Origin of the sequence: Dactylosporangium sp. NPDC048998 (assembly GCF_043197855.1) — a bacterium.
In the GTDB taxonomy this organism is placed as follows: Bacteria; Actinomycetota; Actinomycetes; order Mycobacteriales; family Micromonosporaceae; genus Dactylosporangium.
In genome coordinates, this window is sequence record NZ_JBICTV010000026.1 from 49,867 (window position 1) to 61,479 (window position 11,613).

Here is an 11,613-nt window from a genome sequence, read left to right on the forward strand (position 1 = left end):
TCCTTGGCGGCTGGGAGCCCGACGGCCGCGTCACGCGGCGCTGGCTTCGAGGATCTTGGCGGTGGCCGGCCGGGCGGCGGCGCGCACGATGCTCAGGTAGAGCACCGAGACGACCGCGATGACCACGGCGGAGAGGGTCCAGAACGCGGCCGGCACGCTCCAGGCGTCGGCCAGCAGCGACAGCACGACCGTGGTGGTGATGCCCATCGCCAGGCCGGAGGCCTGCGCGAAGCCGAAGATGCGGCCCGCGCGCTCGGGCGGGCTGGCCCGCATGAGCAGCGTGCGCGCGGAGATGCGGGCCAGCGCGAAGCACAGGGCGGCCAGCGGCATCGCGCAGATCAGCGCGATGTAGTGCAGCGGCTCGAGCAGGACCAGCAGGTTGCAGGCGATGGCCCCGAGCACCGCGAGCGTCAGCCCCCTGGTCCGCTTGGCGAACCAGCCGTAGGTCGCCGCGCCGATGAGGAACCCGACGCCGGCCAGCGCGTCGACGATGCCCAGCAGCCCGGGCCCCTTGTTGAAGGTCTGCAGGATGAGCACCGTCAGCAGGGCGTTGGACACCATCGTGCCGATGTTGCCGCTGCTGTACAGCATCGCGAGGCGCCGGATCGGCAGGTCGGCCGGCGGCGCGGGCTCGGCGGGGGCCGCCTCGGTCAGCACGGCCGGCGCGGTCTCGACGTCCGGTGCGGCCGGCGCGCCGGTCGCCGCCGGCTTCGGCCCGACGAACCAGGTGAGCACGGCCGAGGCGACGAAGGTGAGCGAGTTGAACATGAACAGCGGCGTCGGGCCGAACGCCAGGACGAGGAACCCGGCGCCTGCGGAGGCCAGCAGCATGCCGGCGTTCGTGGCCATCTCGTAGTGGCTGTTGAACTTGCCCAGGCGCTCGTCGGCGACGCGCTCCTTGATGAGGGCGTTGCTGGCCGGCATGAACAGCGCCGTGGTCGCGGCGAGCAGGAAGTTGGCCAGGTAGGAGCCGAGCGTGGCCGCGCCGCCCATCCACAGCCACAGCGGCAGCGCGACGGCGCACGCGGCGCCGACCAGGTCGGCGGTGATGCACAGCTTCCGCCGGTCGTAGCGGTCGACCAGCCGGCCGAAGATCAGCGCGAGCGCGACCTGGGGAACCGAGACCGCGATGAACAGCCAGCCGACCGCGAGGGTCGTGCTCTCGGCGCGGAAGACGAGGATCGCCGCTGCGGTGATCTGGAACGCGTTGCCGGCCGTCGTGACGAACGCGGCGGGGACGAGCAGCCATTCGGTGAGTCGGGTGCGGCGCGCCGTCGCCGCCCGGATGGCGGGCGATCCGTCGATGAGCATGCAAGACCTCAGCTGTCTTCAGAAGGTGGTGGCGCCTGGTCCGGGTCGGTGGTCGCGAAGCCTTACCGAGCCGGACCAGGCGTTCGGGGGTTCCCGTCAGCCGGCCGCGCCGGCCGTACGCAGGTCCAGGCCGGGCAGCGTGAACGCGCCGGTGTGGGTGACGCGGTACGCGCCGGCGTCGAACGCGATCGGCACGCCGGCCCGCTCGGCGAGGTCGGCGAGGATCGGTGACGCACCACTGACCAGGGCCCGGGCCTGCAGGAACAGGTCACCGACGCGTTCGCGCAGGGCGTCGGCGTCGAGGCCGGCGGCGAGCGTGCGGGCGGCGAGCGTGCGCAGCCGGCCGGTGTGCTGGACGATGAGGTCGGCGGCCCGGGCGAGGCTGAAGCTGTCGAGCTCGTAGCAGGAGGCGAACCGGTCCACGATCGCCGCCGCGAAGACCGGGGCCTGCGCGGACACCGGCAGCGGGTCGCCGCCGGCCTCGGCCGTGAGCTTGGCCAGGTCCGCGGCCAGCTCGTTCCACGGCGTGACGAGCCGCTCCCCGGCGATCTTGTCGAGCGTGGCGCGGCTGAAGTTCGTCCGGGCGTGCTCGGGCGCGGACACGCACAGGTAGAACCGCACGACGTCGCGGGGCACCTCCGCGACCAGGTCCCGAGCCCACACGACGTGGCCCTTGCTGGTGGAGAACTTCTCGTGCTCCAGCTCGTAGAACTCGTTGATGTGCAACGTGTCGGTGAGCGCGTAGCGGCCCTCGTGGGCCATGAGCTCGGCGATGTGGACCAGGCCCCAGACGTACAGCGGGTCGAAGCCCATGAAGACGACCGCCCGGGCGCCGCGCTCGGCCCGCCACGCGTCGTCGACCGCGCCGATCTCCTCGCCGGTCCCGTCACCACGTTGCCGCTGTGCCCAGCCGGTGCAGTAGATCGACGCGGGCATACCGTCCAGCCAGGCGTTGAGCGTCTGGCCCTCGACCTCCGGCCACGGCGCGGGCCAGCCCCACTCGACCGGGTAGGTGATCGGGTAGTCGGGCAGCGGCTTGGCGAGGATCTCGCGCATCAGGGTCACCACGTGGGGGCGCCACCGGCCGGCCCGCTCGGCGTGGTAGGCGATGAGGCGCTGCCGGTACTCCTCCATCGGGAACACGAGGATCCGCGCCTCGCGGTAGGTCACCGGCTCGCCGGGGTCGAGGATCGAGTACGGCTCGATCAGCCCGTCGAAGTCGATCGGGTGACCGCAGGTCTCGCAGAACCCGCCGCGGCTGTCGTCGAGGCAGGTGGGGCAGGCCCCGCCGACGAAGCCCTCGACCAGGAACTTCCCGGACCGCTCGCCGTAGGGCAGGCGTACCGTGCGCAGCTTGAACTTGCCGGCGTCGTAGAGGCGCTGCACATAGTCGTAGACCAGGGCCCGGTAGCCGTCGTCGGTCGGCGAGAACCCGTCCAGCGCGATCCCCATCGCCTCGAACGTGGTGCGGATCAGCTCGCTGGAGCGCGCGACGAGCTCCGGCGGGGTGGTGCCGAGGCGTTTCGCGGTGGTCACCACGTAGGTCTGCATGTCGTCGGTGCACGAGGCCCACACCACCGGCCGCCCGGTGGCGCGCAGGTAGCGGGCGTGGACGTCGCCGCCCACGTACGGGCCGGCGACGTGCCCGACGTGCAGGTCGCCGTTGGCGGTGGGCGGTCCGGCGATGATGACGGTGAGTGGCTGCTCTGACCCGGGTTCAGACACGGATTCGGACATCAGCCGCGGCCCTCCTGCCCGGCGTCGTGCCGGTCGAGGAACTTCACCGACATCTCCCGGTCCCACCAGATCGCGTAGAACTCGAAGTCCTCGTCGCCCTCGTTGATGACACGGTGCGACACGCCGGGCGCGTGGTGCTCGACGTCGCCGGCGCGGAACGGCCGGCGCTCCCCGCCGGTCTCGATCTCGGCCGCGCCGCGCAGCGCGATGAAAATTTCGGCCTCGTGGTGGTCGTGGGCGCCCGTGGCGCCGCCGGCCGGCACCACCACCCAGGCCCCCTCGAACGGGGCGTTCACCACGTCCCACGGCATGAGGCGCTGCCCATAGGCGCCGTTCTCGAACGGCATGGCGTCGCGTTCCAGCGGTCTGATGTCCATGTCAGCTGCCTTTCAGCGTCACGCGGCGGCGGCCGGTGCGGTGATCCGGTCGGCCGCGCCGAGGTGGGCGGCGCGGTGGGTGAGGATGTCGTCGACGATGTCGTTGGCGCGGTTGGCGAGGATCGACAACAGCGAGTCGGCGATGCCGTGCGTGGCCTCGTTGACGCCCTGCAGGTAGCAGGCGGCGGCGCTGGGCCGGTTGACGATGAGCCGGTAGTCTCGGGTCACCGCGATGTCGGTCAGGCCGAGCGACCCGGCCAGGCGGCGGACCAGCGCGGGCATCTCCGGGGCGAAGCCCGTGCCGAGCAGCACGAGGTCGGTGGTGATCTCCTGCACGGCGCCGGTGCGCCAGTCGGTCAGCTCCAGCACGATCTCCTCGCCCTGTTCCCGGGCGGCGGTGATGTCGTGCATCGTGATCATCTTCAGCCGGTTCCGGCCGGTGAGCCGGTCGAGGTAGAACTGCCGGTAGAGCGTGTCCATCGTGCCCGGGGCGAGGCCCGCGTAGTTGGTGTGGTGCATCTGGGCCAGAATCCGGCGCCGGGCCTCGGGGCCGGCCTCGAAGAACTCGTCGACGAACGACCCGTAGTACAGCTCGTTGGTGAACTTGCTCGACTCGTACATGTTGAGGCCGATCGAGCGGGTCAGCAGCGTCGGCCGGGACTCCGGCAGGTCGCTCTGTACCGCACTGAACAGCTCGGCCGCGCTCTGCCCGGCGCCGACCACGACGACGCGGTACGCCCGGTCCTTCGGCAGCCCGGCGATGCGCCGCAGGTATTCGGTGCTGTGGATGACCCGGCTCGGCGCGATCCCGCGCAGCTGCTCCGGGACGCGCTTGTCGCGGCCGCCGCCGATCACCAGGTAGCGGCTGTTGATCGTGTCGCCGTCGGCGAGCTCGGTGGCCCAGCCGGCCAGCGTGCTGCCCTCGAGGATCGGTCGCACCTCGACGCATTCGCGTCCGTGCTGCACCTCGACCAGCGACAACGCGTCCGCGGTCCACTTGAGGTAGCCGGCGAGCTCGATCCGGTACGGCACGAAGCTGCCCATGTTCACGAACTGGGCGAGCCGTCCGACGGCGTGCAGGTAGTTGAGGAACGAGAATCGGCTGCGCGGGTTGCGCAGCGTCACCAGGTCCTTGAGGAAGGACACCTGGGACAGCGCCTCCGGCAGCAGCATGCCGGGCTGCCAGGAGACCTCCTGGTCACGTTCGATCACGAGCGACTCGCGGGCCAGGCCGGGAGCGATCTCCTCCAGCGCCACGGACAGGGCGAGGTTCGCCGGACCTGCTCCGACTGCCAGTAGCTCGACGTCATGTTTGACCATCGTGTCTCCGCCGTCGTTGGGGTTTGGGTTGTGGACCCGGGCAACTACAACGCGGCGCACCGTTGAACGGAACCTTTGGTTCATGAAGAACAATCAATGGCGGCGGGGGCCACTTGGCCCGTAACCGCTTCGCCGGAAAGCCGACAATCGATCCACATTGGACGATGTCAGGCTTGTGACAGTGTGCCGCACACATCCGGAAAACCGTTACAGAACACCACGGGATCGGCGTGGATCTTCAGCCGAGGGGTTCCGGTAGGGCACTGCGCGCAGTTCAACGATCGACTCACGGTGATACGGTGCCGAATGGTCGCGACTCGCCAGCACCCCGCACTGGTGGTCCGGCCGTTGACGAACAACCACGAACAACTGTGGTGGCGCATGCCTGCTGCCGCCCGAACGGTCGCCCACGAGGCGCCGGGCGGTGCTGTGGGCCGCGAACCGCCTGAGATGACCTTGGAGAGGCCATGGGCAGGCCAGAACGACCTTTGGAGGCAACCGAGAGCCCGATCGTGGGATTCGCCCACGATCTACGGGCGCTGCGTACGGCGGCGGGCAATCCGTCGTACCGCGAGTTGGCCCGCACCGCGCTGTTCGCGCCGTCGGTGCTGTCCAACGCGGCGAGCGGACGACGGTTACCGACGTTACCGGTGACACTCGCGTTCGTGGCGGCCTGCGGCGGCGACCAGGCCGCCTGGGAGCGACGATGGCGGGCCGTCGCCGCCGACGTGACGGCCGGCGGCGAGCAGGCCCGGCCGATGTCGCGGGCGGCGGCCGGCTTCGCCCGGCCGGCACAGCTACCCGTCGGGTCGATGACGTTCGTCGGCCGGGCGCAGGCCCTGGCGGACACGGCCCGGGTCATCGGCCGGGGGGAACGGGCCAACGTACCGCTGATCATCAGCGGCCCGATCGGCGTGGGCAAGAGCGCGTTCGCCTTACGCCTGGCCGACGAGGTGGCCGCCACATTCCCGGACGGGCAGCTCTACGCGGAGGTCGGCGCCGGCGCCGGCACCCGCTCGACCAACGGCATCGTCCACGGCTTCCTGCGCGCCCTCGGCACGCCGGCCTCGGTGGTGCCCGACGACCCGATGCAGCGCCTCGGCCTGTACCGCTCGCTGCTCGCCCGGCGGCGGGTGTTTGTGCTGCTCGAGGACGTCCAGGACGAGGCGCAGGTGCGCCCGTTACTGGGCCGCGCCACGCAGAGCCTCGTCGTGGTGACCAGCCGGGCGCGGCTGCTCGGCCTCGACAGCATGCACCGCATCGACCTCGGCGCGTTCACCCGCGACGAGTCCATGGCGCTGCTCGGGCGGTTGATCGGCGCCGACAGGGTGGAGGCCGAGTACGAGGCTGCCGACGTCCTGGCCGACCTGTGCGGCGACCTGCCGCTGGCGGTCAACATCGTCGGCCGGATCATCGCGGCCCGGCCCGAGTGGGCGATCGCCTACGCCGCCGGCCTGCTCGCGGACGACGAACGCCTGCTCGACAGCCTGACCGTCGGCGACGTGAGCGTCCGGGACCGCTTCGACGCGGCGTTCCGGGCGCTGTCCCCGGCCGGCCGGCGCGCCCTGTGCCACCTCGGCGCGATCGGGTCGCGCTGGACGACCGCGATCGGGCTCGCCGGGGAGACCGGCATGTCGGTCGAGGCGGCCGACCGGGCGCTGGAGCAGCTCGTCGACGCGGGGCTGCTCACCCGGGCCACCCTCGCCGGGCGCTACTGCGTGCCGGTGATGGTCAGCATCTTCGCCGCGGCCGTGCACTGGCAGACCGCGCAGGTCGACCTGCCGCGCGCCTCATAGGCCGGGATTGATTGTTTGGCCGGGCCGAGGGTTCCGGTCAATCTGCGGAGCGGATTGAATCCACGCTCATGCTGATCCTGTCCATGAAAGAGGGCCACGACGGCGGCATCGTCGCCATCGAAGACGGCAAATTACTGTTTGCGTTGGAGGCGGAGAAGGACAACTGGCCGCGGTACGACCGGATCACCGGGGAGCTCATGGTCCGCGCGGCGGGCCTGCTCGACCGGCAGCCCGACGTCGTGGCACTCGGCGGATGGATCAAGGGCGAGCACGCCGTGGAGCCGCCGTCGCGGACCGGCTACTACGGCGTGGGCCCCGGCTCGGTCTCCGACGAGGAGGGCCGGTTCTTCGGCAAGCCGGTGCGGTACTTCTCCTCCACCCACGAGCGCTCGCACATCTACACCTCGCTCGGCATGGCGCCCGCCACCACCGGCCAGGCGCACTACGCGCTGGTGTGGGAGGGCACGATCGGGGACTTCTACCGCGTCGACGAGCGGGGCCGGGTCACCCACCTCAAGCACGTGCTGGCCGACCCCGGCGCCAAGTACGCCTACCTGTTCGCCCTCGCCGACCCGAAGTTCCCGCTGGGCAAGGGGCACTTCCGGTTCAACGACGCCGGCAAGCAGATGGCGTTGACCGCGTTCGCCGAGGACGGCCCGGTCACCGACGCCGAGCGCGAGACGATCCGCTTCATCCTCGAGCACGACAGCATCATCATGGGCCTGTCCAAGGAGGAACTGGCCTGGTCGCACCTGTACAACGCGGGGGTGGAGTCGCAGGCATACCGCGACGCGGCGCTCAAGCACTCCAACGCGATCTACGACATGTTCTACGCGTACGCCGAGCAGCACATGACCGAAGGGCTGCCGCTGCAGATCTCCGGCGGGTGCGGGCTCAACTGCGACTGGAACCGCCGGTGGCGCGAGAGCGGGCTGTTCGCCTCGGTGTTCGTCCCGCCGTGCCCCAACGACAGCGGCTCGGCGCTCGGCACCGCCATCGACGCGCAGTGGCACTACACCGGCCAGGCGACCATCGAGTGGGACGTCTACGCCGGCGAGACGTTCGTCGAGGACATCGAGCCGGACCCGGCCAGGTACCTGGTGCGCCCGCTCGCCGTCGAAGAGGTGGCCCGGTACATCGAGCGCGGCAACATCATCGGCTGGGCGCGCGGCAGGTACGAGATGGGTCCCCGCGCGCTGGGCAACCGCTCGATCCTCGCCGCGCCCTTCACCGCGGACACCACCGCCCGGCTCAACAAGATCAAGCGCCGGGAGGGGTACCGCCCGATCGCCCCGATCGCGCTGGAGTCCGACGCGCACCGCTGGTTCACCGGCTCGGTGCAGGACCCGTACATGCTGTACTTCAACCAGGTCACGACCGAGGAGCTCAAGGCGGTCACGCACGTCGACGGGAGCGCGCGGACCCAGACCGTCACGCACGAGCGCAACCCCCGCATCGCCGAGCTGCTCGTCGCCTTCCGGGACATCACCGGGTTCAGCGTGCTGTGCAACACCTCGCTGAACAACAACGGCCGCGGCTTCATCAACCGCACCAGCGACCTGCTCGCCTACGGGGAGCAGCACGGCCTGGACGGTTACGTCATCAACGACACGTTCGTGACGCCCCGCAGCGTCTGAGCGTATCTCTACACGCCTGGACCAGGAGGTCGGTGCCGTGCGCATCCTCGTCGTCGGCGGCGGCGTCATCGGGCTGCTCACCGCGGTCGAGGCGGTCGCCGCCGGGCACCGCGTGGTGGTCTGCGATCAGGGGACCATCCCCAACCCGCGGGCCACCTCGCACGACCGGCACCGGGTGCTGCGCGCGCTGCACCCCGGCGACGCCGCCGCGACCGCGGCCGCGGCACGGGCGCACCACGCCTGGACCGCCCTGGCCGACCGGCTCGCCGCCGGGTGCTACCGCCGCGTCGGGGCGGTGTCGGTGCTACCCCGCCACGCGGTGCCGGCCGCCCTGGCAGACCTGGCCGAAATAGCCGACATAGCGGAGATAGCCAACATTGCCGACTCGGCCGACTCGGCCGGTCGGCCGGTGGCGTGGGTCGAGCCGGTGCCGCACGTCGTGCTGCCGCCGGGCACCGCCGGCGTGTTCGAGGCCGACGCGGGGGTGCTGCTCGCCGACCGGGTCCTCGCGGCCGCCGCCGCGTGGCTCGCCGGGCACCCCCAGGCCGAGCTGCGTGAGCACCACCGCGCGGTCGCCGTCGACGCCGACCGGGCCACGGTCCGCTTCGCCGGCGGGGACGTGCTCGGCGCCGACGCGGTGCTGCTGGCGCCGGGGCCGTGGGCGCGCGAACTGGTGCCCGAGTCGCTGCGGCCCTCGCTCACGCTGTTCCGGCAGAGCCTGCTCTACTGCGACGCGCCGGGTCCGGTCTGGCGGCACATGCCGTCGGTGCGCGGCCTCGGCGACGACGGCGCGGCCTGGCTCGTCCCCCCGGTCGCGGACACCCCGCTCAAGCTGAGCGCGGCCACCGCCTGCCGGGAGGTCGCCGAGGTCACCGACCACGCCACCCCGCCGCGGTGGCGCGACCACCTCGTGGGCGTGTGGTCGCGGATCATCCCCGGATTCCACGCCGGCCTGGTGACCGCCGCCAGCGACTGCTACTACCTGGCGCCGGCCGCCGCCGGCGGCAGCGCCGCGCTCGCCCGGCTCGGCCCGTCGGTGCTGTCGTTCGCCGCGTGCGGCGGCGGGGCGTTCAAGTTCGCCCCGCTCGTGGCCCGCGCGCTCGTCGCCGACCTGACCGGCGCCCGACCGCTCGAACCCGACGTTTTTCCCCACCTTCTACTGCCCCACTCCACCCTGCGAGGTGCGTCGTGAAACTGCTCGCGCTCGAAGCCCGGCAGAACTCGTTCTACTACAAGTCCCGGTACCAGCAGCTCGTCGACTTCGGCGCCGAACTGTTCGTGCTCAACGGCATCGGCACCGACGACCTGTGGCCGGCCGACCGCTACCGCATCGCGGGCAGCCGGCACGTCGACGACCTGATCCGCCACGCCGCCGCATGGCACGCCGAGGAGCGCTTCGACGGCATCCTGACGTTCTCCGAGTCGGCGGTCATCGCGACCGCCGCCGTCGCCGAGGCGCTGGGCCTGCCGGGCATCGGCGTGGAGGCGGCCCGGACCAGCCGCAACAAGCTCGACATGCGGCAGGCCCACGAGCGCGGCGCGGTCGCGATCCCGTCGTTCCGGCTCGTGAACAGCGAGGACGAGGCCCTCGCGGCCGCCGAGGAGTTCGGCTATCCGGTCATCCTCAAGCCCACCCTGGGCGCCGCCAGCAACTTCGTCTTCCGCATCGACGACGCCGGCCAGCTGCGCGAACGCTACGGCCAGGCGCGGGCCGGCATCGACGAGATGTCCTGGTTCACCATGGAGGCCGACGGCGTCGACCTCGGCCCGCACGGCCTGCTCGTCGAGTCGTTCCTCGACGGCCACGAGCACCTCATCGAGGCGCTGGTCTGGGACGACGAGGTGTACCTCGGCTCGATCGTCGACCGGGTCACGGTCGAGGGCGACACGTTCGACGACGACGTCCACCACGCGCCGACCGCGTTGAGCCCGCAGCAGGTCGCCGACGTCCACGCGGTGGTCGCGGCGGGGGTGCGCGCCCAGGGGCTGACCCGCAGCACGCTGCACGCCGAGGTGCGCTTCCACCAGGGCCGGCCGCACCTGCTGGAGATCGCGGTGCGCCCCGGTGGCGGCGGTCTGGACCACATGGCCCGCCGCTCCGCCGGCTACGACCCGATCCGCGCCGTCATGGACGTGGCCCGTGGCGTCAAGCCGCAGGTCCGGCACTTCACCCCGACGGACGTGCACACCGCGGCGATGGTCCTGGTGTGCCCGGGCGGCACGATCGAGTCGATCGACGTGCCGCCGGAGGTGGCGGAGTCCGAGGGCCTGCTCCACATCAAGATCATGGCGCAGCCGGGCGACGTCATCCGGCGCCCGCCGTTCGGCAACGACATCCTCGGCGGCCTGGGCGCGATCGGCACGTCGTTCGACGACGCGATGCGCGTCGCGACCGACCTGGCCGGCAAGATCGAGATCAGACTCGCGCCCTGACCCTCTCGTCGTCGCACCGCCGCCGCTCCGCCCGCACGCCCGGGGCGGCGCGGCGGCGGTGCCCCAATACCGTGGCGGCCCCGCACCGCGCCGGCCAGTTTCGGCGCTTCGCGCGAGCCCGCCAGCGCCCCGGAGGACAGTGTGCGACGCAAGCCCACCCGGCGACGCTACGTCATGGTCCGGCCGACGTACTTCGACGTCGACCAGTCGACCAACCCGCTCACCGACACCCGCGACGAGACCTGCCGCGCGCGGGTCATCGACCAGTGGGAGCGGCTGCGTGAGCTGCACCTGGGCCTCGGCCACCAGGTGGCCGAGATCGAGCCCCAACCCGGCCTGCCGGACATGGTGTTCGTCACCAGCGCGGCCACCGTGTGGGGCGGCAAGGTGCTGGTGGCGCGCTTCCGTCACCGCCAGCGCGCCGCGGAGTCGTCGATCTACCTCGACTGGTTCCAGTCCGGCGCCTACCAGGAGATCCGGCAGGCGGTGTGGATCAACGAGGGCGAGCGCGACCACCAGTTCGCCGGCCCGCGCCTGCTCGCCGCGTCGAGCCAGTGGGCCGGCGGGCGGCCGCACGCGGAGATGCGCGAGTTCTTCGGCGTGCCCGTGGTCGAGCTGACCCTGGTCGACCCGCGCTTCCACCGCCTCGAGAACGCCCTCGCCGTCCTCGACCAGGACATGATCATGTACTACCCGGCGGCGTTCTCCCCGCCGAGCCAGGAGATGCTGGGCAAGCTCTTCCCGGGCGCGATCGTCGCCTCGGAGGCCGACGCGACGGCCTTCGGGCTGTGCGCCGTGTCCGACGGCCGGCACGTCGTGCTGCCCGAGGCCGCCCACGGCCTGTTCGCCGAGCTGATGGCGCGCGGTTTCGAGCCGATCGGCGCCGACGTGTCCGAGCTCGTCCGCTCCGGCGGCGGCATCCGCTCCTGCACCCTGGAGCTGCACTGAGCGCAGCGGCCGAAATGGATCGGGGTACCCAGCCGCGGCTGGGTACCCCGATCT

The 11,613-nt window shown here is 71.7% G+C and carries 9 protein-coding genes; 5 read left to right on the forward strand and 4 right to left on the reverse strand.

What is annotated here, in order from left to right:
- Positions 1-30: 30 nt before the first annotated feature.
- From ACGFI8_RS36845 to ACGFI8_RS36860, 4 genes are all read right to left on the reverse strand, one after another.
- Positions 31-1,311 (reverse strand): MFS transporter, encoded by a 1,281-nt coding sequence (locus ACGFI8_RS36845; RefSeq protein ID WP_392811733.1) that lies wholly within the window; start codon positions 1,309-1,311, stop codon positions 31-33.
- Between the two features lie 96 nt (positions 1,312-1,407).
- On the reverse strand, positions 1,408-3,048 hold the full coding sequence (locus ACGFI8_RS36850; RefSeq protein ID WP_392811734.1) for a class I tRNA ligase family protein: 1,641 nt from the start codon (positions 3,046-3,048) through the stop codon (positions 1,408-1,410).
- Entirely contained in the window at positions 3,048-3,425 is a 378-nt protein-coding gene (locus ACGFI8_RS36855; protein WP_392811736.1) for a cupin domain-containing protein, read from the reverse strand. Before ACGFI8_RS36855 ends, ACGFI8_RS36850 begins: the two co-directional genes overlap by 1 nt.
- Before the next feature lie 18 nt (positions 3,426-3,443).
- Entirely contained in the window at positions 3,444-4,745 is a 1,302-nt protein-coding gene (locus ACGFI8_RS36860) for a SidA/IucD/PvdA family monooxygenase (RefSeq protein ID WP_392811737.1), read from the reverse strand.
- A gap of 512 nt (positions 4,746-5,257) precedes the next feature.
- Here ACGFI8_RS36860 and ACGFI8_RS36865 point away from each other — a divergent pair.
- The 5 genes from ACGFI8_RS36865 (at position 5,258) to ddaH (ending at position 11,559) form a co-directional block, all read left to right on the forward strand.
- Positions 5,258-6,541 carry an NB-ARC domain-containing protein gene (locus ACGFI8_RS36865; RefSeq protein WP_392811740.1) on the forward strand — a complete coding sequence of 428 codons (1,284 nt, stop codon included), beginning with the start codon at positions 5,258-5,260 and terminating at the stop codon, positions 6,539-6,541.
- 68 nt (positions 6,542-6,609) lie between these two features.
- Positions 6,610-8,178 carry a carbamoyltransferase C-terminal domain-containing protein gene (locus ACGFI8_RS36870; RefSeq protein ID WP_392811742.1) on the forward strand — a complete coding sequence of 523 codons (1,569 nt, stop codon included), beginning with the start codon at positions 6,610-6,612 and terminating at the stop codon, positions 8,176-8,178.
- Positions 8,179-8,215: 37 nt separating this feature from the next.
- Positions 8,216-9,370, forward strand: a complete 1,155-nt coding sequence (locus tag ACGFI8_RS36875) for an FAD-dependent oxidoreductase (protein ID WP_392811743.1) — start codon at positions 8,216-8,218, stop codon at positions 9,368-9,370.
- A complete protein-coding gene (locus ACGFI8_RS36880) occupies positions 9,367-10,611 on the forward strand; it encodes an ATP-grasp domain-containing protein (protein ID WP_392811745.1) in 1,245 nt (414 codons plus the stop codon). Before ACGFI8_RS36875 ends, ACGFI8_RS36880 begins: the two co-directional genes overlap by 4 nt.
- A 66-nt stretch (positions 10,612-10,677) precedes the next feature.
- Positions 10,678-11,559 carry a dimethylargininase gene (gene ddaH / locus ACGFI8_RS36885; RefSeq protein WP_392811838.1) on the forward strand — a complete coding sequence of 294 codons (882 nt, stop codon included), beginning with the start codon at positions 10,678-10,680 and terminating at the stop codon, positions 11,557-11,559.
- Positions 11,560-11,613: the final 54 nt, after the last annotated feature.